At 69.4% G+C, this 25531-nt stretch carries 17 protein-coding genes and 1 pseudogene; 13 read left to right on the top strand and 5 right to left on the bottom strand.

Annotation, left to right across the window (positions count from 1 at the left end):
- The first annotated feature begins 15 nt into the window (after positions 1-15).
- The 8 genes from OHA88_RS38820 (at position 16) to OHA88_RS38785 (ending at position 14250) form a co-directional block, all read left to right on the top strand.
- Positions 16-2550, top strand: a complete 2535-nt coding sequence (locus OHA88_RS38820; RefSeq protein ID WP_328628964.1) for a Pls/PosA family non-ribosomal peptide synthetase — start codon at positions 16-18, stop codon at positions 2548-2550.
- Positions 2551-2612: 62 nt separating this feature from the next.
- The gene (locus tag OHA88_RS38815) at positions 2613-5867 is read left to right on the top strand and encodes a non-ribosomal peptide synthetase (protein WP_328628963.1); all 3255 of its coding nucleotides are present in this window, start codon (positions 2613-2615) and stop codon (positions 5865-5867) included.
- A 23-nt stretch (positions 5868-5890) separates the two neighbouring features.
- Positions 5891-6895 (top strand): TauD/TfdA family dioxygenase, encoded by a 1005-nt coding sequence (locus OHA88_RS38810; protein ID WP_328628962.1) that lies wholly within the window; start codon positions 5891-5893, stop codon positions 6893-6895.
- Entirely contained in the window at positions 6892-7962 is a 1071-nt protein-coding gene (gene sbnB / locus OHA88_RS38805) for a 2,3-diaminopropionate biosynthesis protein SbnB (RefSeq protein ID WP_328628961.1), read from the top strand. Before OHA88_RS38810 ends, sbnB begins: the two co-directional genes overlap by 4 nt.
- A gap of 212 nt (positions 7963-8174) precedes the next feature.
- Complete coding sequence (gene sbnA, locus OHA88_RS38800; RefSeq protein ID WP_328629897.1) at positions 8175-9257, top strand: 2,3-diaminopropionate biosynthesis protein SbnA; 1083 nt, start codon at positions 8175-8177, stop codon at positions 9255-9257.
- Positions 9258-9645: 388 nt separating this feature from the next.
- Positions 9646-10677, top strand: coding sequence for a phosphogluconate dehydrogenase (NAD(+)-dependent, decarboxylating) (gnd, locus tag OHA88_RS38795; RefSeq protein WP_389117419.1), 1032 nt, complete (start codon positions 9646-9648; stop codon positions 10675-10677).
- Between the two features lie 3 nt (positions 10678-10680).
- On the top strand, positions 10681-12141 hold the full coding sequence (gene zwf / locus OHA88_RS38790) for a glucose-6-phosphate dehydrogenase (protein WP_328628960.1): 1461 nt from the start codon (positions 10681-10683) through the stop codon (positions 12139-12141).
- A gap of 726 nt (positions 12142-12867) precedes the next feature.
- Positions 12868-14250 carry an MFS transporter gene (locus OHA88_RS38785; protein WP_328628959.1) on the top strand — a complete coding sequence of 461 codons (1383 nt, stop codon included), beginning with the start codon at positions 12868-12870 and terminating at the stop codon, positions 14248-14250.
- 88 nt (positions 14251-14338) lie between these two features.
- On the opposite strand, the gene OHA88_RS38780 is transcribed toward OHA88_RS38785, so the two are convergent.
- Positions 14339-14818: an NUDIX hydrolase gene (locus tag OHA88_RS38780; RefSeq protein ID WP_326601982.1), complete on the bottom strand. Its 480-nt coding sequence runs from the start codon at positions 14816-14818 to the stop codon at positions 14339-14341.
- Positions 14819-14851: 33 nt separating this feature from the next.
- Positions 14852-16444, bottom strand: coding sequence for an apolipoprotein N-acyltransferase (gene lnt, locus OHA88_RS38775; protein ID WP_328628958.1), 1593 nt, complete (start codon positions 16442-16444; stop codon positions 14852-14854).
- A 194-nt stretch (positions 16445-16638) separates the two neighbouring features.
- Between lnt and OHA88_RS38770 the strand changes: the two genes are divergently transcribed.
- Positions 16639-17796, top strand: coding sequence for an O-antigen ligase family protein (locus tag OHA88_RS38770; RefSeq protein ID WP_328628957.1), 1158 nt, complete (start codon positions 16639-16641; stop codon positions 17794-17796).
- A gap of 38 nt (positions 17797-17834) precedes the next feature.
- Here the strand turns inward: OHA88_RS38770 and OHA88_RS38765 are convergent, their stop codons facing one another.
- Both OHA88_RS38765 and OHA88_RS38760 read right to left on the bottom strand, forming a co-directional pair.
- Complete coding sequence (locus OHA88_RS38765; RefSeq protein ID WP_326632581.1) at positions 17835-18398, bottom strand: hypothetical protein; 564 nt, start codon at positions 18396-18398, stop codon at positions 17835-17837.
- A gap of 68 nt (positions 18399-18466) precedes the next feature.
- Positions 18467-19252 (bottom strand): glutamate racemase, encoded by a 786-nt coding sequence (locus tag OHA88_RS38760; RefSeq protein ID WP_328628956.1) that lies wholly within the window; start codon positions 19250-19252, stop codon positions 18467-18469.
- 58 nt (positions 19253-19310) lie between these two features.
- On the opposite strand from OHA88_RS38760, the gene OHA88_RS38755 reads away from it, so the two are divergent.
- Positions 19311-20489 carry a glycosyltransferase gene (locus tag OHA88_RS38755; RefSeq protein ID WP_328628955.1) on the top strand — a complete coding sequence of 393 codons (1179 nt, stop codon included), beginning with the start codon at positions 19311-19313 and terminating at the stop codon, positions 20487-20489.
- A 224-nt stretch (positions 20490-20713) separates the two neighbouring features.
- Positions 20714-22343, top strand: a pseudogene (locus OHA88_RS38750) (IS200/IS605 family accessory protein TnpB-related protein).
- A 6-nt stretch (positions 22344-22349) separates the two neighbouring features.
- Here the strand turns inward: OHA88_RS38750 and OHA88_RS38745 are convergent.
- On the bottom strand, positions 22350-23705 hold the full coding sequence (locus tag OHA88_RS38745) for a TerD family protein (RefSeq protein ID WP_328628954.1): 1356 nt from the start codon (positions 23703-23705) through the stop codon (positions 22350-22352).
- Between the two features lie 257 nt (positions 23706-23962).
- On the opposite strand from OHA88_RS38745, the gene OHA88_RS38740 reads away from it, so the two are divergent.
- Together OHA88_RS38740 and OHA88_RS38735 are read left to right on the top strand one after the other, a co-directional pair.
- On the top strand, positions 23963-24442 hold the full coding sequence (locus tag OHA88_RS38740; protein ID WP_328628953.1) for a DUF6643 family protein: 480 nt from the start codon (positions 23963-23965) through the stop codon (positions 24440-24442).
- Positions 24443-24829: 387 nt separating this feature from the next.
- Positions 24830-25438, top strand: coding sequence for an Rv1733c family protein (locus OHA88_RS38735; RefSeq protein ID WP_425901248.1), 609 nt, complete (start codon positions 24830-24832; stop codon positions 25436-25438).
- Positions 25439-25531: the final 93 nt, after the last annotated feature.

Raw genomic sequence — 25531 nt, 5'->3', positions numbered from 1 at the left:
CCTCAAGGAGCCCGTATGGAGGAGAAATCCCTCGAAGTCCTGACGCCCGGGCCGAATGAATCTGCGATCGACGAGTGCAGATACACCGCCCCGGAGACCGGCATCGAGAGAGAGCTCTCCGAGGTGTTGGCTGACGTCCTGTGTGTCGAACGAGTGTCGGTCGACAGCCACTTCTTCGATGACCTCGGCGCCAACTCCCTGGTGATGGCGCATTTCTGCGCACGGGTCAGGAAGCGGGCGGACCTTCCGTCGGCGTCGATGAAGGACATCTACCGGCACCCGACGATACGCAGCCTGGCGACGGGGCTCGCGGAAGCCGCGCCCATCCCTGTCGAGTCGTCGTCCCCGGCGCCGACCGAGGTGGTGGCCCCGGTCGGCACAGTGCAGTACGCCCTCTGCGGGACACTGCAGTTCCTGCTCTTCCTGGGATATTCATTCCTCGCCGGACTTGTGGCCGACCTGGGCTACGCATGGGTCTCCGCCGGCTCGGATGTGATCGACATCTATCTGCGATCGCTCGTCTTCGGCGGCGTCGGCTTCGTCGGTCTGTGCACCTTCCCGATCGCGGCCAAATGGCTCCTCATCGGCCGGTGGACATCGCGCGAGTTCCCGGTCTGGGGTCTGACGTACCTGCGCTTCTGGACCGTCAAGGTGCTGATCCACGCCAACCCGATGATCTTCTTCGTCGGCAATCCCCTGTACGTGCTGTACCTGCGGGCCCTGGGCGCACGGATCGGCAAGGGAGTCACGATCCTCTCCCGCAGCGTTCCGGTCTGCCCCGACCTGCTGACGATCGGCTCCGGCACGGTGATCCGCAAGGACTCGTTCTTCCTCTGCTACCGGGCGCACGCCGGCCGTATCCAGACCGGTCGCGTCACCCTTGGCCGGGACGTGTTCATCGGCGAGAAGACCGTCCTCGACATCGACACGTCCATGGGCGACGGTGCTCAACTCGGCCACACGTCCACGCTGTACAGCGGTCAGGCGGTCCCGGACGGTCAGCGCTGGCACGGATCCCCGGCACAGCTCACGCAGCACGACTACCTGAGGATCGCGCCGGCCAAATGCAGCACGCTGCGGCGGGCCGGCTTCGGCCTCGTCACCGTGCTTCAGCTGTTCTTCCTCTACGTGCCGCTGGCTGTCGGAGGCGCGTACATGCTGGTGACCCTGGTTCCGGCGCTGCACAACCGGCTGGGCCCGGGCACGGTGGGGTTCACATCGACAGATCTCTACATCGACGCGCTGATCCTTTCCCTGGTGTTGTTCTTCGGCTTCGTCGTCGTGGGCCTGGCCGTATTGTTCACCGTTCCGCGCCTGCTGAACCTGGTCGTCAAGCCGGACAAGGTCTATCCGCTGTACGGGTTTCACTACTCGGCTCACCGGGCGATCGGGCGCATGACCAACATCAAGTTCTTCAAGTGGCTGCTCGGTGACAGCTCCTACATCGTCCATTATTTGCGCGGCCTCGGATACGACTTGTCCCGCGTCGAGCAGACCGGGTCGAACTTCGGCACGGAAGTCCAGCACGAGACCCCGTATCTGTGCTCTGTCGGCAGCGGGACGATGGTCGCTGACGGACTCTCCATCGTCAACGCCGACTTCTCGAGCACGTCCTTCCGGGTGTCCCGGGCCTCGATCGGGCCATACAACTTCCTCGGGAACAACATCGCCTATCCCTCGGGGGCCAGGACGGGCGAGAACTGTCTCCTTGCGACGAAGGTGATGGTTCCGCTCGACGGTGAGGTGCGCGAGGGTGTGGGCCTGCTCGGCTCGCCGTGCTTCGAGATTCCCCGGTCGGTCGAGCGCGACTCCCGGTTCGACCACCTTCGGACCGGCGACGAGTTGCGCCGCAGCCTCGCCGCAAAGAACCGCTACAACATCCGATCGATGGTCTTCTTCCTGCTCGTGCGGTGGCTGCACTTCTTCGTGCTCACGATGCTCGGCCTCGCGAACGCCGAACTGTACGACTCCTACGGACATGTGCTGATCGCTGTGTTCCTGGTGTCCAGTCTCGGGTTCACCGCTGTCTACTTCGTACTGGTGGAACGCGGTATCGCGGCATTCCGCTCGCTGCGACCTCGGTTGTGTTCCATCTACGAGCCTTACTTCTGGTGGCACGAGCGCCTCTGGAAGGTGCCCGACACGTACCTCAACGTCTTCAACGGCACCCCTTTCAAGAACGTGATCTGGCGGATGCTGGGCGTTCGGATCGGCAGCAGAGTCTTCGATGACGGCTGCTATTTGACGGAGCGGACGCTCACCACCATCGGGAGCGACTGCACGCTCAATGCCGGAAGCAAGATCCAGTGCCACTCGCAGGAGGACGGCACCTTCAAGTCCGATCGCAGCACCATCGACGTCGGCTGCACCCTCGGTGTGGGAGCCCACGTCCACTACGGCGTGACGATGGGCGAGGGCGCGGTACTCGCCCCCGACTCCTTTCTCATGAAGGGCGAGGAAGTCCCGCAGCACGCCCGCTGGGGAGGAAACCCCGCCACGGAGATGCGAGATGCCCTGTATCAGCCCGAGGCGCTGACCGGGAAGAGGTAGCAGCGCCGCCCTTGTCGGCGCGAACAGCACGGTGGCGACGGTGAATGGAGAGGGACGACCAGATGGGAATGCAGGAGCAGGCCGACCGGGAGTACTGGCGCGCTGTGCTGCTCGCCGGTGGATGCACCGCAATACCGCGGTGGACGCTCGATCCGGTGACGGGCGTCGGCGAACACGAGGCGACGATCCCGGACGGCGTCGTGGCGGCGTTGGGCCGGTTGGCCAAGGGCCTGGCGGTGCCGGTCGACTCCGTGCTGCTGGCAGCGCACGCCAAGGTACTTGCCGCGCTGTCCGGCGAGCGTGAGGTCACGACCGGTTACGTCACCGTGGAGGGCGGCCGGCCGCTGCCGTGCCGGCTGACGACGGACCCCGACTCGTGGCGTGCGCTGCTGCTGGACACCCATCGAGCAGCGTCGGATCTGCTGTTGCACAAGGACTTTCCGGTCGATGAGCTCAGGCGCGAGCTGGGCCTGGCCGAACCGTCGGTCGAGACCGTGTTCGATCCGCACGGCTCGGGCGGCGAAGTCGCCGGTAACACCGTGCTGCGGTTGGGATTTTCGCAACGCGGCGGCCATCTCGTGCTGCGACTGCGGTATCGGACCGATGCGCTCGACGCGGACTGCGCCGACAGGATCGCCGGTTACCATCTCACCGCGCTCGCGCTGATCGCCGCCGATCCGGACGCCGAGCACGGACCGCAGAGCCTGCTCTCCGCCGAGGAACTCCACTTCCAGCTCGAAGAATTCGCCGGTCCACACCGGGAGCTGCCGGACCACCGGTTCCACGAGCTGTTCGAGCAGCGGGTGTCGGCTCACCCGGACGCCGTCGCTGCGGTGCACGGGGAGCAGCAGCTGACGTATCGGGAACTCAACGCACGCGCCAACCGGGTGGGACGAGCCCTGCTGGCGCGGGGGCTGCGCCCCGAGGGTGTCGTCGCGGTGGTGACGGAGCGCAACCTGGACTGGATGGCCGCCGTCCTCGCTGTCTTCAAGGCCGGCGGCGTGTACCTGCCCATCGAGCCGCATTTCCCGGCCGATCGCGTCGCGACCATGCTCTCCCGTGCCGCATGCGGGCTCGTGCTGACCGATCCCGGCAGCACCTCCACGCTCGACCAGGCCCTCGGCTCGCTGTCCGGGGTCCAGAAGCTCTTCGTCGGCGCAGCCTACGAGGAGGACCATGCCGACGACGATCTGGGCCTCCACGTCGCACCGGACCAGCTTGCCTACATCTATTTCACCTCCGGCTCCACGGGAGAGCCCAAGGGCGCGATGTGCGAGCACGCGGGCATGCTGAACCACCTCTACGCCAAGATCGACGACCTGGGGATCGGCGAGGGACAGGTGGTCGCCCAGACCGCGCCCCAGTGCTTCGACATCTCGCTGTGGCAACTGGTGTCCGGGCTGCTGGTCGGCGGGCGGACGCTGCTGGTGGAGCAGGAGGTGATCCTGGACGTCGAGCGGTTCGTCGACAAGATCGTTGACGGCCGGGTCGCCGTCCTCCAGGTCGTACCCTCCTACCTGGACGTCGTCGTGTCCTGTCTGAAGCAGCACCCCCGCGAGCTGCCGGACCTGCGGTGCGTGTCGGTCACCGGCGAGGCGCTGAAGAAGGAGCTCGCGCAGCGCTGGTTCGCCGCCCAGCCCGGGATCAAGCTGGTCAACGCCTATGGGCTGACCGAGACCTCGGACGACACCAACCACGAGGTCATGGACCGCGTGCCCGACGGGGACCGGATCCTGCTGGGTCCCGCGGTCAACAACGTGCACGTGTATGTCGTCGACGAGCACCTGACCCCGGTGCCGCTCGGCGCCCCCGGTCTGATCGTCTTCTCCGGCGTCTGCGTCGGCCGCGGATACGTCAACGACCCCGAGCGCACCCGGCAGGCCTATCTGGCCGATCCGCACCGTGACGGCGCCCGGCTCTACCGGGGCGGCGACTACGGCCGCTGGCAGCCCGGGGGCAAACTGGAGTTCCTCGGCCGCCGGGACAACCAGGTGAAGATTCGTGGCTTCCGGATCGAGATCGGCGAGATCGAGAACACCCTGTTGCAGGTGCCCGGTGTTCGCGACGGTGCGGTGGTGGTGACCGAGCGGGCCGACCGGAGCAAGCACCTGGTGGCGTTCTACTCCGGTCGACGGCCGCTCGAGGTCGACGTCCTGCGGGACCGGCTCGGTGAGTCGCTGCCCGAGTACATGGTCCCGTCGGCCTTCCACTGGCGGGAAAGTCTGCCACTGACAGCCAACAGCAAGATCGACAGGAAGGCTCTGCGAGGGCTCTCCGAAGAACTCGGCGCCGCCCAGGACGAGTACCGCGCGCCGAGTACGCCGACCGAACGGCAGCTGGCGGTCGCATGGGCGAAGGTGCTCGGCATCCCGCAGCACCAGATCGGACGGCGGGACCACTTCTTCGACCGGGGCGGCACGTCGCTGTCGGCAGTGAAGCTGGCGATCACCCTGGACCGTGCGGTGTCCCTCAAGGACGTCACCCGCCACCCGGTCCTTGCCGATCTGGCCGGGCTGGTCGACGGCAGGTCCGAACGGCGCTCCGGACTGCTCCAGTCACTGTCGGAATCGGACGGAACGCAGGCCGCCGCCCTGGTGTGCTTCCCTTACGCCGGCGGCAACGCGGTGAACTTCCAGCCGATGGCCGGGGCACTGCCGGGCGGCGGGCCGGCGGTCTACGCCGTCGAGCTGCCCGGTCACGACGTGGCCGCCGAGAGCGAGCCGTTCGCGCCGATGGCACAGGTGGCCGAGCACGTCGTCGTCGAGATCATCCGGCGTGGCCTGACCAGGGTCCTGCTGTGGGGCCATTCCTCGGGAACCGCGTTGGCCGTGGAGACTGCCAGAAAGCTGCAGGAGAGCGGGGTGGACGTCCAGCGGGTGTTCCTCGGCGCGCAGCTGCTCGGCAACGCCGCCGACCGGCGGGCCACCATCGCCGATCTGACCGGGCGGAGCAACGCCGAGATCGCCGCGAGGCTGAGCTCGGAGGGCGGGTACACCGAGCTCGGTGAGCTGGATGCGCAGCACGCCGAGCACATCGGTGCCGCCTACCGGCACGACTGCGTGTCCGCGCACCACTATTTCGCCGACGCCCTGGACAGCCCACCGGCGCTGAAGCTGTCCGCGCCGGTCACCGTGGTCGTTGCCGCCGACGACCCGAGCACAGCGGAGTACCCGCGCCGGTACCGCGACTGGCAGCTCCTGGCCGAGCAGGTCGACCTGCACGAGCTCGCCGAGGGAGGCCACTACTTCCTGCGCACCCGTCCGACCGAGGCGGCAGAGGCCGTACTGCGCGCCGCCGATTTGTTCGCTTCTTCCTGAGTGGCAACTGAAAGGACATCGAGATGTCGTCCCTATCCACGGCGTCGCTGGTCGACGTGGAACGTGAACCCGGCAAACCCCCGCTGCTGCGGGCCGAGGCCACCGGCGACGCGCCGGGCTGGGCAGCCGAGCACCGGGACGCGCTGCGCGCTGTCGTCGCCGAGCACGGGTCGGTCCTGGTACGCGGCCTCGGGCTGCGGGACGCGGCCGGAACCGGCGCCGTCTTCGCGAGGCTGGCCACGGGTCTGATGACCGAGAAGGAGGTCTTCGCGCCCCGACGGACCTACTCCGACGGCGTGTACTCCTCATCGAAGTGGCCGCCGAACCAGCCGATGTGCATGCACCACGAACTGAGCTACACGCTTGAGTTCCCCGGCATGATGATGTTCGCCTGTCTCAGCGCACCCACCGACGGCGGGGCGACCGCGGTGGCCGACTCACCGACCGTGCTCGACGCGCTGCCCGCCGAGTTGACCGAGCGTTTCGAGCGGGAGGGGTGGCTGCTCACCCGCAGCTACAACGACGAGATCGGGGCGACCGTCGCCGAGGCGTTCGGCACCGACGACCGTGGCGCCGTCGAGAGCTACTGCCGCGCCAACGCGATCACGTTCGAGTGGCAGCCCGACGGTGGACTGCGCACCAGACAGCGCCGCAGCGCCGTGGTGCGTCACCCGGTCACCGGCCGGCGCTGCTGGTTCAACCAGATCGCGTTCCTCAACGAGTGGACGATGGCCCCCGAGGTGCGCGAGTACCTGGTGGACGTCTACGGCGCCGACGGGCTGCCGTTCAATACCCGCTTCGGCAATGGCGACCCGATCGCCGAGGACGTCGTGCAGCTGCTCAACAGCGTCTACGAGGCCAACACCGCACGCGAGCCGTGGCAGGCCGGCGACCTGATGCTCGTCGACAACATCCGCACCGCGCACAGCAGGGAGCCCTTCGAGGGGCCGCGCGAAGTGGTCGTCGCCATGGCCGACCCCGTACATCTGGCCGACTGCTCGCCGACTGTCGAGGTGAGCACAGGATGACCGCCGTCGCTTCCACCGCAACGGAGTCCGCGCTGCCCGCGCCGATCACCGTGCCACCGTTCGCGGTGATCTCCGGTGCCCAGGTCCAGCGCGCGCTGCACGGACGCGAGAAACGAATCGTGGAGTTGGTCGAGGCCACCTACCGGGTGCACGGCGCCGGTGATTCGGTGAACCCGCCGTCGTACTTCCTGCGCTTCCCCGACCGCCCGTCCTCCCGGATCATCGCGCTGCCCGCCTCGATCGGCGGGGAGGCGCGGGTGGACGGCCTGAAGTGGATCTCCAGCTTCCCGGAGAACGTGAGGGCGGGCATCCCGAGGGCCTCGGCCGTGCTGATCCTCAACGACCCGGACACCGGCTACCCGTTCGCCTGTCTGGAAAGCTCGATCATCAGCGCCACCAGGACGGCCGCGTCGGCGGCGTCGGCTGCCGACTGGCTCAGCCGCGACCGGCCCCGACCGACGCGCGTCGGGTTCTTCGGGGTGGGCTTGATCGCCCGCTACATCCACACCTTCCTGGCCGGCACCGGCTGGTCGTTCGACGAGATCGGCGTGCACGACCTGTCCGCCGACAGCGCGGCAGGCTTCCGGTGCTACCTGGAACAGTCGGGCACCACCGGCCGGATCACCGTGCACGACAGCGCCGAGCAGTTGATCCGCCACAGCGACCTGGTGGTCTTCGCAACCGTCGCCGGCCGGCCGCATGTCAGCGACCTGTCATGGTTCGCGCACAATCCCCTGGTGCTGCACGTGTCGCTGCGCGACCTCGCGCCGGAGATCCTGCTCGCCTCGACCAACATCGTCGATGACGTCGAGCACTGCCTGAAGGCCGACACCTCGCCGCATCTGGCCGAGCAGCTCACGGGCAACCGGGACTTCCTGCACGGCACGTTGGACGACGTGATGGCCGCACGCGTGACGGTGCCGGCGGACCGGCCGGTGGTGTTCTCACCCTTCGGCCTCGGGGTGCTCGACCTCGCGGTGGGCAAGGACGTCTACAACGAAGTGGTCCGCAGCGGCGAGTTGCACATCGTCGACGACTTCTTCCACGAACTGAGCCGGTACGGATGAGCCGGCCGAGAACCCAGGAGGCTTGTGCAGGGGTATTCCCAGGAGAGATCACCGGTCAAGTCGCAGCAAGTCAGGACGTACGGCACAGCGGCCGCTGACGCAGGGCCGCCCGGCTCGGTTGGACACGGGCTCCCGGCCGCAAGAGCGAGAAGCCCGCCCACGGCCGGATGGACGTTCCCGGAACTGCGCTGCGCCAGACAGAGGAGACCATGGTGCCCGTCATATCCGTTCCCTACGCCTTCAACCAAGAGGAGCTCTATGTCGACCTTCGGTCGATGTTCGGGCACTCGCTCTACCTGAAGTGTGAGGGCTTCAACTTCGCCGGCTCGATCAAGTTGAAGGCCGCGACCGAGATGGTGGAGACCGCTGAGCGGGATGGAATCCTGACGCCGAAATCGATCCTCGTCGAGTCCTCGTCCGGAAACCTCGGCGTGGCACTGAGCATGATCGCGGCGAGCAAGGGCTACCGGTTCCTGTGCGTGACGGACGCCCGCGGCAACCTGTCGACCAGGCTGATGATGGAGGCGTTGGGCAGTCAGGTGCACGTGATCGCCGACCAGGAGGCCAACGGCGGCTTTCTCGGCGCGCGGATCGAGTACATCCGCGCGCTGTGCGCCTCCGACGACCGGTACGTGTGGCTCAGCCAGTACACCAATCCGAGCAACTGGAAGGCGCACTACCGCACGACGGCGCCGGCGATCGCCCGCCAGTTCCCTCGACTGGACGTGCTGTTCGTCGGGGCCGGCACCACCGGGACCCTGATGGGCTGTGCGCGCTACTTCCGGGAGTGGCACCGGCCGGTGCGGATCATCGCGGTGGACAGCGTCGGCTCGGTGTCCTTCGGCGGTTCGCCGGGCCGCCGGATGATTCCCGGCCTGGGGATGAGCATGCGGCCGCCGCTGCTCGACGAGTCCTATGTGGATGAGGTGATACGTGTCGAGGAGGCGGACACGATCCGTGCCTGCCATCGTTTGGCCAGGGGCGGATTCCTGTTCGGCGGCTCCACCGGCACGGTGGTCAGCGGCGCAACGGACTGGCTGGCCCGGCATGACACGAGCGAACTGACCGCGGTGACCATCGCCCCGGACCTCGGCGAGCGCTACCTCGACACCATTTACCACACCAACTGGCTGCAGGACATTTACGGTGAGGATGTGCTCAACTCCCGTAAGGTGCCCCCCGGTTCCTGGGCAGACTCCGCCGCGCCGGCGGCACGGTGGCGTCGGCGGCTGGACCTGCAGACCGGCGACCGCAACAGCGACCAGCACCATCAGCTCCAGGATCGAAAGACCTAGGGCCTTTCGTTTGGAACAAGTGGCTGCCCGAAGCCGCACGCGGACGGACCCTGTTGGAAGAGCCGCGGTACAGCGCACCCGACGCCGCGACTGCAGAGGCGTCACGGAATGTTCCAGGGGCCGGAAGCGGATCCCCGCCCTAACCCTCGACCTCGTCGAACCTGAGCCGTTCAGCGTAAAGACAGCAGGATCCCAGACCCTGTGCGGCCCGGCATGCCCGGTTCCATCGTTCGTCGACGCTAGCTTAGGGGCTCGGTCACGAGCGCTGGTGCAGTCGCGGCAGAGGCGAGGACATGACGGCATCGCCCAGGAGCCGGAGCCCGGCCACGGCTCGTCCGCCAACGCAGTCATCCGTCACCACCGCGCTCTGAAGAACGGGAAGTCGGCCATGACCACTGACACACCCATGCAGCTCGGCATGATCGGGCTCGGCCGGATGGGCGCCAATCTCGTGCGCCGACTGATGCGTGACGGCCATCGCTGTGTCGTCTACGACCTCGACCGGGAGGCCGTACAGGAACTGGAGAAGGAGGGGGCGACCGCGGCCTCCTCCCTTCACGACCTGGTCGACAAGCTGGAAAAGCCCAGAAACGTCTGGCTGATGCTCCCCGCCGGCGTGGTGCAGTCGACACTGGACCAGTTGGCGGCCCTGCTCGACCCCGGTGACACCGTCATCGACGGCGGCAACTCGTACTACCGGGACGACATCACCCGGGCGAAGCAGCTCGCTCCGCGCGGGATCCACTACGTCGACTGCGGGACCTCGGGCGGTGTCTGGGGCCTGGAGCGGGGCTACTGCCTGATGATCGGCGGCAAGGAGGAGGCGGTAGCCCGGCTGGACCCCGTCTTCCGCGCCATCGCCCCGGGCACCGGGGACGCCGAACCCACCCCCGGCAGGACCCGGACCGACGGGACCGCGTCCCAGGGCTATCTGCACTGCGGCCCGAGCGGCGCAGGCCACTTCGTGAAGATGGTCCACAACGGGGTCGAGTACGGGATGATGGCCGCCATCGCCGAGGGGCTCGGCATCATCAAGCACGCGGACGCGGGCCTGCGTTCGCGCTCCGTCGACGCCGAGACCGCCCCGCTGCGCGAACCCGAGGCCTACCAGTACGAGATCGACGTGGCCGAGGTCGCCGAGGTGTGGCGCCGCGGCTCCGTCGTCGGCTCCTGGCTGGTCGACCTCGTGGCCGACGCGCTGTCCCGCTCGCCCGAACTCGACGATTTCGCCGGCCGGGTCTCCGACTCCGGAGAGGGACGGTGGACGGTGGTCGCGGCCGTGGAGGAGAGCGTGCCCGCACCCGTCATCAGCGCCGCGCTCACCGAGCGGTACGAATCGCGCGGGCTGGGCGAGTTCAGGGACAAGGTGCTGTCCGCGATGCGCGGCGAATTCGGCGGTCACGCCGAGAAGGCGCGGTGAACCATGACCAGCGGCCCCGGATCCGAAAGCAGTGGTCCGGTCCCCGAAGACCACGTCATCGTGCTGTTCGGTGCGACCGGTGACCTCGCCCGGCGCAAGCTCCTGCCAGGACTCTTCCATCTCGCCAAGGCCGGACTGCTGCCGGCCCGCTACCGGATCGTCGGCTCGGCACCGTCCCAGGCCGCGCTCAGCGACGACGACTTCCGCAAACGGGCCCGGGAGGCGGTCGCCGAATTCGGCAGATCGAAGCCGGAAGGCCCGGAGTGGCAGGAGTTCGAGGAAGCGCTGACATTCGGCGCGGCGGACCCCGACGACCCCGAGCCGCTCCTTTCGGCCGTACGGAAGGCCGAGCAGGCCGTCGGAGGCAGACCCCGCCGGCTGTTCCACCTCGCTGTGCCGCCGACGGCCTTCGCCTCCGTGATCGAGATGCTGGGCGCGACCGGCCTCGCCGAGAACGCCCGCGTCATCGTGGAGAAGCCCTTCGGTACGGATCTCCCCTCGGCCCAGGCCCTCAATGCGACGATCCACTCCGTGTTCGACGAGTCCCGGACCTTCCGCATCGACCACTTCCTCGGCAAGGAGTCCGTGGACAACATCCTCGCCCTCCGGTTCGCCAACGGTCTCTTCGAGCCCATCTGGAACCGCGACCACATCAGCCATGTGCAGATCGACGTGCCGGAGAAGATCGGGATCGAGGGCCGGGCACAGTTCTTCGAAGGCACCGGCACCTTCCGGGACATGATCGTCACTCACCTCTTCCAGCTCATGGGGTTCATGGCGATGGAGCCCCCTGCCGAACTCACGGCGAAGTCGCTGCGGGACGAGAAGGAAAAGGTCTTCCAGTCCCTGCGGCAACTGGACCCGGCACAGGTCGTCCGTGGCCAGTACGAGGGGTACCGCGACGAGCCGGGCGTCGATCCCCGGTCGGACACCGAGACGTTCATCGCGCTGCGCGTCGAACTCGACAACTGGCGGTGGGCCGGTGTGCCCTTCTTCCTGCGTTCGGGCAAGTCGCTCGGAGAGGGAAGGCACGTCGTGACGCTCGGATTCCGGGAACCGGCCCTGCGCATGTTCCCGCTGCCCGCGCAGGGCGACTCAGAAGAAGCCCGGAACAACGAGCTGGTGATCGATTTCGACGACCCCGGCCGGATCGCCACCCGCTTCCTGGTGAAGGAGCCCGGCCCTGCCATGCGCCTCGAGGAGGCCGGGATGGTCTTCGACTACGGCGGCTCCTTCAACTCGATGTACGCGCTCGAAGGATACGAACGCCTCATCCTGGACGCGATGCTGGGAGACCAGTCCCTGTTCACCCGCTCCGACGGGATCGAGCGTCTGTGGGAGGCATCCGCCCCGCTGCTGGCGAACCCGCCGCAGGTCGAGCCGTACGCCCCGGGCTCCTGGGGCCCCGAGTCGGTCGACCGGCTCATCGCTCCGTACCGCTGGAGTCTGCCCGACCGCCGGTGACCCGCAACCGGCGCGGACGGACCGCGCCCGTCGAGCCCTTCCCCTGCACGGTCAGCTGTAGGTGTGCCTGACCGCCCTCGGACATCGCGGGAGGCCGTCGATGCGATGACCGTGCTGTGGGAGGCCCAGCACCGCGGGGTGCTGTCGGCCGGCAGCGCAGCGGCCGACCAGATGGCCCTGGTATCCATGCGGGGCGTTCCGACCGGACTCCGGGGTCTCTCGGCCATGCCGCTGACGAGGGCGCGGTCCAGCACCCGCCGACGCTCTGAGCGCGGACCAAGATCCGGACCGGCCAGGAGCCAAACTTCACGCACCGGCGGACGCACCCAAGAACGGCGAGACTCCGCGCCACCGCCCATGGCCGCCTCAGCGGGAACCCGGCGGACCTGACGACAGCCGTGGAAGGCGAAGAACGCCACCGCCCGATCCGCCCCGAATCCTGAAGTTCAACGCTGCGTAGTCAGCACCGAGTCAGCACGGGACGGGTGATCAGGACCAGCACGGGAGTCAGCACCAAGGCACTGAACCATGCCGAACGACACAACTCGGACAGACGCCCGCCGCCTTCAGTACGGTCCATGAGGCAGGCTCGACACACCTGTCATGGTGGCCCCGTGCACACTCGACCCGAGAACTATGGTCTCCCACCACATACGCCTCTGACCTGCCCGTTCCTACGGTGTGGCGACACGGAAACGTCCCCGCAACCGTCCGGAAGTGGTACCCATGGCCGCCTCGGCATCCGCACCGCCAACCACCCGCTCGCTCAAGCGCATCGTCGCCGCAAGCCTCATCGGGACCACCATCGAGTGGTACGACTTCTTTCTCTACGGGTCAGCAGCCGCGCTCGTCTTCCCCAAGCTGTTCTTCCCCGAGTCCGACCCGCTCGTCGGAACGCTCCTCTCCTTCCTCACCTACGCGGTCGGCTTCGCAGCCCGGCCACTCGGCGCCCTGGTGTTCGGGCACTACGGCGACCGGCTCGGCCGCAAGAAGCTGCTGGTGCTGAGTCTGCTGCTGATGGGTGGGGCGACCTTCGCCATCGGGCTGCTGCCGACGCATGCCACCGTCGGTGCCGCCGCTCCGGTCCTGCTCACGGTCCTGCGACTGGTGCAGGGCTTCGCCCTCGGTGGTGAGTGGGGCGGGGCTGTGCTCCTCGTATCGGAGCACGGGGATGCGAAGCGGCGTGGGTTCTGGGCCTCCTGGCCGCAGACCGGGGCGCCGGCCGGGCAGCTGCTCGCGACCGGGGTGCTCTCCGCGCTCACCGCGCTGCTGTCGGATTCCGCCTTCGGGTCCTGGGGCTGGCGCATCCCGTTCCTGCTCTCCGGTGTGCTCGTGATCGTCGGCTTGTGGATTCGTCTCTCTGTCGATGAATCACCGGTGTTCAAGGCTGCGCTGGCGCAGGCCGAGGCGCGCACGGGGGCCGCCGCCGCGGCCGAGAAGATGCCGCTCGTCGCCGTGCTGCGGCACCACTGGCGGGATGTGCTCATCGCCATGGGGGCCAGGATGGCGGAGAACATCAGCTACTACGTGATCACGGCGTTCATCCTCGTGTACGCGACGATTGCCGCGGACCTGAGCAGGCAGACGGCGCTGAACGCCGTACTCATCGCCTCCGCCATCCACTTCGCGGTCATCCCGGTGTGGGGCGCGCTGTCGGACCGGTTCGGCCGCAAGCCCATCTATCTGATCGGGGCGGTCGGTGTGGGGCTGTGGATGTTCCCGTTCTTCGCGCTGATCGACAGCAGCAGCTTCGGAAGCCTGCTGCTCGCCGTCACGGTCGGGCTCATCTTCCACGGGGCGATGTACGCGCCTCAGGCGGCCTTCTTCTCGGAGATGTTCGCGACCCGGATGCGGTACTCGGGTGCGTCGATCGGTGCTCAGTTCTCTTCGGTCGCAGCCGGTGCCCCGGCGCCGCTCATCGCCACCGCGCTGCTCGAGAACTACCACAGTTCGACATGGATCTCGCTGTATGTGATCGCCGCGGCGCTGATCACCGTGCTGGCTGTCGTGTGTGCGAAGGAGACCCGGTACCGCGACCTCGAGAACATCGAGGCGGCACCGGAGCCGGACGCGGGCGCAGCTGTGCCCGCCGACGCCCGTACCGCATGAGCATCTGACTGTGTGAGTCGTGGAATCGCCGGACGGGCTGAGTGGTCGAGCCCGTCCGGCGTCTGCATGCGCGGCTGCTGTTACTGCGTCACTGCCGGCCCGCGGGCTCGAACCAGGTGGGTTCGTCCGTGAGCGACTGCTTGATCCGCAGGAGCCCGAACTCGTTCAACGGCGGCAGGGCGTCGACCGGGAACCAGCCCACCTCCAGCGACTCGTCGTCATTGACGCGCGCCTCGCCCCCGGTCGCCCGGCAACGGAAGGTGACGTCCAGGAACTGGCACCGGTCGCCGTTCGCGTACTGCACGGGATCGAGCATCTGCGTGAGCACCACCCGCTCCGCCACGCAGTGCACGGCAGTCTCCTCGTACACCTCGCGGACCGCCGACACCGCCGGCTGCTCCCCCGGTTCGCAGATGCCACCGATGACCGACCATTTGCCGGTGTCGGAGCGTCTCCCGAGCAGCACCCGGCCCTCGTCGTCGAAGACCACGGCAGTGACGCCCGGCAGCAGGAGCAGCTGTGTACCGGCAGTGACACGGAGTTCGCGGATGAAGTCAGGAGTAGCCATGGGGACGACCATACGTGGCTCGCCCGGCACGACTCACCGCCCGCGGCGGACCCGTACCGACCGGACAGCCACCCAGCCCAGTCCCGCCACGGCGATCAGCGCGAGCAGCCCTTCGGGGAGCGTGCCCAGCCGGGTCGCGGGGGTCAGGGACGAGCGCAGCGGCACCTTGTCCACCAGCGCGTCCGGGGTGAACATCTTCGTCTGCTGGACGATCGTCCCGTCCGGGCGGATGACCGCGCTGACCCCGCTGGTGACGGGGACGACGACGGACCGGCTGTGCTCGACGGCCCGCACCCGGCTCATGGCCAGCTGCTGGTACGTCATCTCGCTTCGGCCGAAGGTGGCGTTGTTACTGGGGACGGCGATCAGCTGGCTGCCGTGTTCGACGGTGTCCCGTACGGCGTCGTCGAAGGCGGCTTCGTAGCAGGTGACGAGCCCCACCTGGGTGCCCGCCAGATCGAAGACGCCGACCTTCTTGCCCGGTCCGAAGTCGCGCTGCACCCGGTCGACGTCCGAGCTGAAGACGCGTGCGATCGAGCGCATCGGCATGTACTCGCCGAAGGGCTGGATGTGGCGCTTGTCGTACGTGGCGACGGGGCCGCCGTTCGGGTCCCACTGGATGAGGGTGTTGCGCAGTTTGCCGGTGCTGGGCTCGACGACCGCGCCGACCACGGTGGGGGCGTTGATCGCCTTCACTGCGTCGTCGATGACGATCCGCGCGTCCGCGTTGCGGTAGGGGTCGAGGTCGGAGGAGTTCTCAGGCCACAGGACGAAGTCGGGCTGCGGCACCTTGCCCGCCTTCACATCGCGGGCGAGCTGTTCGGTTCGGCGTGCGTGGTTGTCGAGGACGGCGCGGCGCTGGGAGTTGAAGTCGAGTCCGAGGCGGGGCACGTTGCCCTGGATCGCTGCGACGGTCGCGGTGCCGTCCTCCGCCGAGTCGTCGACGAGCGGCAGCGCGGCCAGCGCCCCGGCCAGGGGTACGAGGACGGTCACGGCTGCGGCGGCGACCGCGGCTCGGGGGACCTGACCGGTGCTGCGGTACGTACGGAAGGAACGCACCGCTTCGAAGAGGCCGAAGCCGCACAGCACCACCGCGAACGAGAGCAGCGGTGTGCCGCCGACGGCCGCGAGCGGCAGGAACACGCTGTCCGCCTGCCCGAACGCGATCTTGCCCCAAGGGAAGCCACCGAAGGGCACCCTGGCCCGGACCGCCTCGTCCAACGTCCAGACGGCGGCGGCCCAGACCGGCCACCAGGCGAGGCGGGACACGGCGGCGATCCCGATGCAGCCCACGGCGACGAACAGCGCTTCGGCGACGGCGAGCGCCAGCCATGGGACGGGGCCGACCTCCTCGCCCGTCCAGTGCAGCAGCGGCAGCATGAAGCCGAGGCCGGTCAGCAGGCCGAGGCCGAATCCGGCGCGCAGCCGACGGCCGTGCAGGCACCAGCCGAGCAGTGCGAAGCCGGGCAGAACCAGCCACCACAGGGGCCGGGGCGGGAAGCTCAGATACAGCATCACCCCCGAGAGCACGGCCGCGGCAGGCCGTACGAGCCCCGGCAGAAGCCGTCTGCCCCCGGCCGGAGGGGCGGACTGCGGGTCGTCGACTGGGGTGATAGTGGCGCTCACCAGGCGGAGTCTACGGTGGTCGGCTGTGTGCGGGGCAGTCCCGTGCCGTTGCCGGAATCCTCCCCGCCGGATCGTTCCTGCGCTTTTCCTCCACAAAGTCGCACCACTGCCGTTACCGTGTGCGCCAGTCCCCCGCCGACCGGCCGCATCCGGCCGTCGCGGACGGGACGGTCACAGTTCGGGGGGTCGAACGGATGACTGCACCGGCAAGCGGGTACGCGGCCCGGGAACGCGGCAACGCGTCCGACGGCGCCGGAGCGGTGATTCTCGCCGCCTGCGCGATCTGGTCGTTGGTCAGCGCGGCCGGGCGGGAGACCAGGCCGGAGGGTGTGCTGCTGGCACTGCTGGCCGTCGCCGCGGGCTTCGCCTGCGGTCGGATCTGCGGCACGCTGCTGCCGGTGGCCACCGCCACGGCCGCCGCCGTCGCCGCCCTCGTCATGGCCCTCGTCTCACGCAGCAGTGGCATGCCGGGTGCCACCGCCGCCGTCGACATCGCGCCGGGGCATACCGGGGCGGCGGCCGCGCTGCTGGTACTGGCTGCGGGTGCCGCCTGCTGCGCGGCCGCGGCGGCCCGGCGGGCTCCGTTGCGCCTCACACTGCGGCTGCTCGCGTTCGGCACCGCCTGCGCCGCGCTGACCATGCGGTCGGTGGCCGGTTTCGTCGCGGCGCTCGGCGTACTGCTCTGTTCGCTGGCCGCGGCGAGAATGCGCCGCAGGCTGCTCGGGCTCGCCGGGTTCGCACTGGTCACGGCGCTGGTCGTCGGTGCGTCGTGGTCGGTGGCGGAGGAAGCGCTGCCCGACGGCCTGATGATCTCCCTGGAGGGCCAGCTCACCGGGAACCGCGTGCTTCTGTGGCAGGACGCGGTGACGCTCGCCAAGGAGCATCCGGTGCTGGGCGTCGGACCCGACCGGTTCGCCGAGATGAGCCCGACCGCCCAGCAGACTCTGCGGTCCGACGGTAAACCCCACTCGGCGCCGCTGCAGCAGGCCGCCGAACAGGGCGTGGTGGGGGTGACGCTGCTGGGTGCGGCCTTCGGCTGGCTGCTGTACGTGCTCTGGCGCTCGCCCCGCTCCACGGCAGTCGTCCTGACGGCGGGCGCCGCGCTCACCGCGCTCGCGGCCCTGGCGAGTGTCGGAAACGCACTGAGCTTCACGCCCGTGACGGCGGGCGCAGGACTGCTCGCGGGGCTGGCATCGGCCCGGCTGCCCATCGGGGACGGCAGAGCCGCTTCGTACACAGCAGGAGCGGCTGACGGGAGCCGTACGGAGGGTGACGAGGATGCGGGACGTTCCGCGCAGGTGACGCGGACCACGGCCGACCGCGGCCCGCAAGCAGATCACACCCCGCTCTGACCGACCGGGGCGGCTGAACCACTCAGGCTCCTACCCGCTCAGGCACCGGCCGCTGCGCCGGCCGCCGGCATCTGGAGCTGCTCGCGGATGAACCGTACGCCCGCCTCCGCGTCGTCCACCGTGACCGTGAAGGTCCTGCCGTCGCCGAGCCTGACGACCAGCCCCTCCCCCTTGCGGACCACCACTGCCGTGCCCTGCTCGGGGCGCCAGCGGTAGCCCCAGCCGCCCCACTGGCGCGGGGTGACCCGGGGTACGAAATCCGCGCCCACCACGTGGGTGAGCAGGATCCGGCGGCGCGGCAGCCCCATGTGGCCGCAGCGCACTTCGAGGGCGTGCCCGTCGACCCGGACGGCCACGTTCACAAAGGCGAGCGTGCCGAACAGCATGAGGAGTCCGGCCGCCACGCAGCCGATCACCGACATCAGCAGCGGGATGACGCCGGAGGTCCAGTTGGAGCTCACGGCGAGCTGAATACCCAGGGCCGTGCAGGCCGCACCGGCGGCTGCGAGCACCCACTGGGCCTTGTTGGTGGCCCGGCCGGTCCAGACTGCGGGAGACGTCTCGGCTCCGGCATGCGTCGGTTTTCGGGGCTGGTCCCTCATGCCAGCAGCGTACTCAGAATCCGGGCAGCCGCGACGGCTCCGACGGCCCTCATCGGGCCGCCGCAGGCTCAGCGGGCAGGGCTGACGGCGCCCAGCAACAGACCCTCGGCGTAGGCCAGGGCGACGTCCGGCAGCTCGGCGGCGCGGCCGCTGAGGAGCACGGTGAGCGAGGTGGCCGGTTCGGCCGAAGGAGCGGGTGCGGCGCCGATCCGGCGCAGCGCCTGGGCGGCGACGGCCCCGGCGGAGCCGTGCAGCGTGACGGGCGGCAGGTCGGGCTGCTGCACGGCGGCCCGGATCCGCTCGGCGACCAGTTCGTAGTGGGTGCAGCCCAGAACGACGGCCCTTACGTCCGGTGGAGTGAGAGCGGCCGCCGCTGCGACGGCACGGTCGATCGCGGCTTCGTCCGCGTTCTGTACGGCGTCGGCGAGACCGGGGCACGGAACTTCGGTGACGGCGACCGAGCGGGCGAAGTCACCGATGAGTCCGCGCTGGTACGGGCTGCCCGTGGTGGCGGGGGTGGCCCAGATCGCGACCGGACCGCCACCGGCCGCGGCCGGCTTGATCGCGGGGACGGTGCCGACGACCGGCAGCGTGGGTTCCAGCTCGGCACGGAGCGTCGGCAGGGCGTGCACGGAGGCGGTGTTGCAGGCGACGATCAGTGCGTCGGGCCGGTGGGCGGCCGCCGCACGGGCCACGGCGAGCGCGCGTGCGGTCACGTCCTGCGGCGTACGAGGACCCCACGGCATGCCGTCGGGGTCGGAGGAGAGCACCAGATCGGCGTCGGGCCTCAGCCGGCGTACTGCGGCGGCCGCCGCCAGCAGGCCGATTCCGGAGTCCATGAGCGCGATCTTCACCCGGTCACCATAGTCGACCGCCCTTGCGGTCTCGTCACAGTGGGGCAGACTGCGGCGAATGAGCGCCGTTGCCTGGATCGCCGTGGGTTCGCTGGCCGCATGGATGTGGCTGCTGCTGGGACAAGGTTTCTTCTGGCGGACCGACCAGCGGCTGCCGCGGCGTACGGCCCCGGACGGCTGGCCGTCGGTCGCGATCGTGGTGCCCGCCCGCGACGAGGCGGACATGCTGCCGGTGAGTCTGCCGTCGCTGCTGGCGCAGGACTATCCGGGGGCCGCGGAGGTCATCCTGGTCGACGACTGCAGCAAGGACGGCACGGGGGACCTCGCCCGTGCGCTGTCCGTGCGGTACGGCGGGCTTCCGGTGACGGTGGTGTCGCCCGGGGAGCCCGAGCCGGGCTGGACGGGCAAGCTGTGGGCCGTGCGGCACGGGATCTCCCTGGCGCGGGCCCGCGAGCCGGCGCCGGAGTACCTGCTCCTGACGGACGCGGACATCGCGCATGAGCCGGACAGCCTGCGGGAGCTGGTCGCCGCCGCCCGCTCCGGCGGGTTCGATCTGGTCTCGCAGATGGCGCGGCTGAGGGTGGCGAGTGCATGGGAACGCCTCGTCGTGCCGGCCTTCGTGTACTTCTTCGCGCAGCTCTATCCGTTCCGGTGGGTGAACCGGGCGACGGCGCGGACCGCGGCCGCGGCGGGCGGGTGCGTGCTGCTGCGGACCGCGGCCGCGGAGCGGGCTCGGGTGCCGGAGTCGATCCGGCAGGCGGTGATCGACGATGTGTCGCTGGCGCGCGCGGTGCAGCGCAGCGGCGGCCGGATCTGGCTGGGGCTCGCGGAGCGGGTGGACAGTGTGCGGCCGTATCCCCGGCTGGCGGATCTCTGGCGGATGGTGTCGCGGAGCGCGTACGCCCAGTTGCGGCACAACCCGCTGCTGCTCGTCGGTACGGTGCTGGGCCTCGCGCTCGTCTACCTCGCACCGCCGGTCACGCTCGCGGCGGGGCTGCTGGGCGGGGATCCGCCGGCGGCGTGGGCGGGCGGCGCGGCCTGGGTGGTGATGGCCGGGACGTATATGCCGATGCTGGGTTTCTACCGGCAGTCGCTCTGGCTGGCGCCACTGCTGCCGTTCACGGCCGTGCTCTATCTGCTGATGACGGTCGATTCGGCGTTGCAGCACCACCGGGGCCGTGGCGCGGCCTGGAAGGGGCGTACCTACGCCCGTCCCGAGGCCGCGCCGGACCGTTGAGCCGATGGCCGTACCGGTCCGCCGGCGGTGGCGGGACCGGACGGACCGGGGGTGGTGAGCTGCTGCCGGTTTACTGAGCCGAAGTGAGTGGTGGCGTGCGGGAGTGAGTTCTGCCGGTGGGTTTGCGGAGGTGGGAACGGGAGTTCTGGGGCCGAATGGGTGACCTTGGCGGCCGTTGCTCGTTGGGCTGGGTGGCAGGTGTCCGGCCTGAGGGGGGTGATGTGGTGGGTACCTTGCGGGAGCTGACGGCCCCCTTTGTGGTGCCCGGGCCTTGCGGGGTGGCGGTCCGGGACCGTCTCAAGCACCTGACCGCCCAGGACGAGAGGGTGCTGCGTGCGGTCGGTGAGCATCAGGGTGCGCTGGCGTCCCGTGATCTCAGGGCTCGCTGTGTGGACGGTCTGGAGCACGGTGCGGACACCTGGGCGTCGCGTAAGCGGGGAGCTGACTGGGGTGTCGTCGTCGCGGATCGCGGGTGCGATCACCAAGGCAACGCACGATCAGTGGGCGCTGGCGCGGCGTTGCCAGGCGGCGTATATCCGGAAGCTGGATGCCGGGATCAAGATGCTGCGGCACCGCCTGTCCCTCCCGGTCGGGGAGCCCGGAACGAAGCGGGCTGCGGGTGGCTATCGGTCGAAGAACGAGTGGTTTCGCAAATCCCGGCGTCTCGCAACACTTACGGCGCGGCACACGGCGGCTGTCGCCGACTGGCAGGCCGGACGGGTCCGGGTGGTGCGGGGCGGTAAACGTCTCCTGAACACCCGCCACCACCTCGCCCAGGCCGGTCTCCCCGAGGAGCAGTGGCGGGAACGCTGGGAAGCGGAACGCTGGTTCCTCGCTGCCCATGGTGAGTCGGGCAAGCGGTTCGGGAACGAGACGATCCGCGTCACCCCGGACGGCGAAGTGTCCATCAGACTGCCTGCCCCGCTCGCGCACCTGGCCAACACCCGGCACGGCCGGTACACCCTCACCGCCACCGTGGCGTTCGCGCACCGGGGCCAGGAGTGGGCCGACCGCATCGAAGCCAACCGGGCCGTCGCCTACCGCATCCACCTCGACACGGAGCGCGGACGCTGGTACCTCACCGCATCCTGGCAACGCCCCGCCGTGAAAACCATCCCGCTGGAAACCGCCCGCGCCCGGGGCATGATCGGCGTCGACACCAACGCGGACCACTTCGCCGCCTACCGGCTCGACCGGCACGGCAACCCGGTCGGCGAGCCGCACCGCTTCGGCTACGACCTGTCCGGGACCACCACGCACCGCGACGCACAGATCCGCCACGCCCTGACCTGCCTGATCAACTGGGCGGTGCGGGTCGGTGTCGCCGCGATCGGCATCGAAGACCTCGACTTCACCAACGAGAAAACCCGCGAGAAGCACGGCCGTCAGAAGCGGTTCCGGCAGCTCATCTCCGGCATCCCCACCGGCAAGCTCAAGGCCCGGCTGGTGTCCATGGCCGCCGAACAGGGCCTGAGCATTGTCGCGGTCGACCCCGCCTACACCAGCAGGTGGGGAGCCCAGCACTGGCAGAAACCACTGACCACCCCACACCGAAAGATGTCCCGTCACGATGCCGCGGGCATCGCGATCGGGAGACGCGCCCTCGGACACCCGGTCCGGCGTCGGACGGCACCGCCCCCACACCACCGGAGTGATCGTGCGGGGCATCGGACCGCCCAGGCCGCACCAGGTGACCGGGGGCGTGAGGGAACCCGCCCACCCACAACGGACCGGCCCCCTGGAGGGCCGTCACCGAGCGGGAAGCGAAAGCGGGGGACCAGCGCATCCAACACCGTTCGGGATGCGCGCAGCACGCAGCAGTGGGCCCAAGACTCACTCATGCACGCTGGTTAGGAACGGTCATTTACGGCCGGGTGTCCAGTTCATCCCCCACCCGTAGGCGTAGTCGACGGTGCGCTGCGGGCTCACCCCGCGCTCGGGTACGAGATAGCGGGCTTCGCGCTGCACGGTGAGGTCTCCGCCGTTGTTGGTGATGAGTGCGAGCGCGCAGACCGTGGAGGGGACGGTGCATTCGTCGAGCGAGAAGTCGATCGCGGCGCCGTGCTGCGGCTGCAGGGTGACGGTCGCGTGCAGATCGGCGAAACTCCGGGCGCCTTCATAGATGGTGACGAAGATCAGGACGCGGCGGAGCCGATCCTTGTGATCAAGGTTGATGGTCAGGTTCTCGCCGGTGGAGACGGCGCCGGTGCGGTCGTCTCCGTCGAGATGGATATAAGGGGGCTGTCCGAGAGCGCCGAAGGCGTTTCCGAGTGCCTGGACAACTCCCTTCCTGCCGTCGGTCAGTTCGTAGAGGGCGCAGAGATCAAGATCGAGGTCCGCGTGGTTGGCGATGGCTCTGCCGAGTTTGCTGCCCCAGCCCGTGAACTGTTTGCGCACCTGCCAGTTGAGATTGACGCGCATGGCTCCCGAAGTGCCGCCCTGCTTGGCGAGGGAGACCGAGGGCGCTTCCTTGGTGAGCGTCACCTTGGTCAGCCGGACGGGCTGAGCGACCGGCGGGGCGGGAGGGGGTGTCGGCGGTGCGGGTGGTGCCATCGGGGCGGCAGGCGGGGACTGGGGGTACTGCCCGGGGGACACCTGTGGCGGTGGCGGCAGGTCGACTCGCGTCGCCGGTTGAGGCGACTGAGGCTGCTGCCCTTGCTGAGGTTGCTGGGGCTGTTGTGGTTCGTCGACGGAAATACCGAAGTCCGTTGCGAGACCTTCGAGACCGCTGCTGTACCCCTGGCCCACGGCCCGGAATTTCCAGGCCCCCTGCCGTCGGTACAGCTCACCGAGAATGAACGCGGTCTCCACCGTCGCGTCGGCACTGTCGAAGCGCGCGAGCTCGGTGCCGTCCGACGCGTCCATGATCCGTACGTGGAGTCCCGTCACCTGCCCGAAGGTGCCACCGTCCGCCGAGGCGGCCAGGACGACGCGATCGATGTCGGGCTCCACCCGCTCCAGGTCCACCGCGAGGCTGTCCGTGACGCCGTCGGCCACGCTCCGTCTGCCCTCGTGACGTACCGCGCCCGAGGCGTGCACCGGCTGGTTGTAAAAGACGAAGTCCGCGTCGCTGCGTACCTTTCCCGACACGAGCAGGAGCGCCGATCCATCGACGTCCGGTGCGCCCGGCGTGGCACGCCACCCCAATTCGACCCGCACGGCCTGAGCCGCCACCGGAACATTGGTTCCCTTTAGCATGGTCATGCTCGCCCCCATCGCGAGTACGGCTGCCGAAGTCTTTCCCGGGCCAACCTAATCCGCCCTCCCTTGCGGAGCCCACAGCGATGACCAACCCCGTCCGGCGATCCGCCGGTAACCCCCCGTGAACTCGCCCTTTACACGATTCCAACGCGCTCGGGCGCCCTTTTTTCCCAAGTTCGCTCGCATTGGGGATCCTGGTTCACTCACATCTCGTAAACCAACCCTCTTATCGGGCTCCCCAACCAGCACATCGTGGGCTTAACTTATGTTCCATGACCTCCCCCCGCTCCACCTACGGCGGCGGCTACTACGCCGCACCGTCGTTCCCCGACACTCCGATCTACGACTCCCTGGTCGCGGAGCGGGGTACCCCTCAGATCGCCCCGATCCGAGTGCCTGCCGCCTATGACAGCGGCCACAGCTACCTGCCGGCGCTCCCGGCGGCGCTCCCTGCTCTTCCCGCGGCGCCGTCCCAGCCCAGCCCGTCGTACGGCTACCCGCAGCCGATGGCCGCACAGCAGCAGGGTTACGCGCCGATGCAGCCGGCTCATCTGCAGCACGCCCCGGCGCCGTACATCCCGCAGCAGCCGACCGGGATGCGTGGCGGCTACCAGGCGCCTCAGCCCCAGCAGCAGCGCCCCGCGCCGAGTACCGGGTACGAGTCGATGCGTCCGGCGTCGCCGCGGCCCGCGCCCACGCCCTCTCCCTACGAGGACCCGTACAACCGCCCGTACCAGGGCCGGGGGTACTGAGCCGGAGGTACGGAGCAAGGCGTACCGAGCCGGAGCGACCCGCCGCACACGGGCCTGTCCGGGGACCGGCAGGATGCGCGCATGCGTCCTTCCGCACTGCGTGCTGTACCCATGCATCCAGTCAGCGCGCCGTCGAGCCATGGGGACTCGACGGCGACCGCCGCCGGATGCCGTCCGCCGCCGCGGACCGGGCCGTCGCACCACGTCAGCAGCCGCGCACGGCACTGGGCGGCCGTCTCATCACCCTGCTCACCACGGACCGGTCGAGGGGGAACTCACCGGGGTCGCCCGTGCGTTGGACGGGGTGAAGTAGCTCTCTCTTCGCTGCTCCAGCGCGCGAACTTTGCCGTATCAGGTTATGACGGATGCGGAAGGGGGTGCAGAACTGTGCGAGCGGTATCGGGAGTCTGGCGTTGGAGACACAATCCCCTGCGCCGCGCCACCGATCGGCGCGAGGCATGGGTGGCTCTGGTCGCACTGCTGTTGATGGTGCTGGCGGCGCCGGCGCTCGGCTGGCTGTGCGGGGCGCTCACCGACGACGTCCTGCAGCAGTCGGTGCGGTTCCAGCAGACGCAGCGCCATGCCACGACGGCGGTCGTGGTGCGCCGGGCGCCGGGGGCGCGGCACCTGGTCACCGATCCCGAGGTGTACTCGGAGCGTGCCACACAGACGTCGGTGCTGGCCCGCTGGAAGGCCCCGGACGGCACACCCCTCAGGGGCACGGTGGTGACCTCCTCCCGGGTCACGGACCCCGGCGCCCGGGTGCGGATCTGGACGGATCCGCAGGGCCACCCGGCGCCGCGCCCCATGGACGCGGCGACGGCCCGCACGCATGCGGCGCTGGCCGGGTTCGGGGTGACGCTGATCGGCGTCGGTCTGGTCGAGGCCGGGCGACGTCTGGTCGTATGGCGCATGGTGCAACGGCGGTACGCAGAACTCGACCGGGCATGGGCGGAGGCCGGTCCCGACTGGGGCAGGACGGGCACCGGCAGCTGACGAGCTGCTGATCGCGTCAACTCCCGCCCTCCGCGCGCGCTACGGTGGACCGGCCCGCCCGCCTCTTCGGCGGGCGGACCCGGAATGACCGCT

It is taken from the genome of Streptomyces sp. NBC_00353 (assembly GCF_036108815.1).
Lineage (GTDB): Bacteria > Actinomycetota > Actinomycetes > Streptomycetales > Streptomycetaceae > Streptomyces.
This window is presented reverse-complemented; position numbering and strand designations above follow the sequence as displayed.

Excerpts from the sequence above, each read along its gene's own strand:
- OHA88_RS38820 (WP_328628964.1), top strand. The coding sequence starts at position 16 with ATGGAGGAGAAATCCCTCGAAGTCCTGACGCCCGGGCCGAATGAATCT.
- OHA88_RS38785 (WP_328628959.1), top strand. The coding sequence starts at position 12,868 with ATGGCCGCCTCGGCATCCGCACCGCCAACCACCCGCTCGCTCAAGCGC.
- OHA88_RS38755 (WP_328628955.1), top strand. The coding sequence starts at position 19,311 with ATGAGCGCCGTTGCCTGGATCGCCGTGGGTTCGCTGGCCGCATGGATG.
- OHA88_RS38745 (WP_328628954.1), bottom strand. The coding sequence starts at position 23,705 with ATGGGGGCGAGCATGACCATGCTAAAGGGAACCAATGTTCCGGTGGCG.
- gnd (WP_389117419.1), top strand. The coding sequence starts at position 9,646 with ATGACCACTGACACACCCATGCAGCTCGGCATGATCGGGCTCGGCCGG.
- sbnB (WP_328628961.1), top strand. The coding sequence starts at position 6,892 with ATGACCGCCGTCGCTTCCACCGCAACGGAGTCCGCGCTGCCCGCGCCG.
- OHA88_RS38815 (WP_328628963.1), top strand. The coding sequence starts at position 2,613 with ATGGGAATGCAGGAGCAGGCCGACCGGGAGTACTGGCGCGCTGTGCTG.
- OHA88_RS38740 (WP_328628953.1), top strand. The coding sequence starts at position 23,963 with ATGACCTCCCCCCGCTCCACCTACGGCGGCGGCTACTACGCCGCACCG.
- OHA88_RS38780 (WP_326601982.1), bottom strand. The coding sequence starts at position 14,818 with ATGGCTACTCCTGACTTCATCCGCGAACTCCGTGTCACTGCCGGTACA.
- OHA88_RS38765 (WP_326632581.1), bottom strand. The coding sequence starts at position 18,398 with ATGAGGGACCAGCCCCGAAAACCGACGCATGCCGGAGCCGAGACGTCT.
- zwf (WP_328628960.1), top strand. The coding sequence starts at position 10,681 with ATGACCAGCGGCCCCGGATCCGAAAGCAGTGGTCCGGTCCCCGAAGAC.
- OHA88_RS38810 (WP_328628962.1), top strand. The coding sequence starts at position 5,891 with ATGTCGTCCCTATCCACGGCGTCGCTGGTCGACGTGGAACGTGAACCC.
- OHA88_RS38770 (WP_328628957.1), top strand. The coding sequence starts at position 16,639 with ATGACTGCACCGGCAAGCGGGTACGCGGCCCGGGAACGCGGCAACGCG.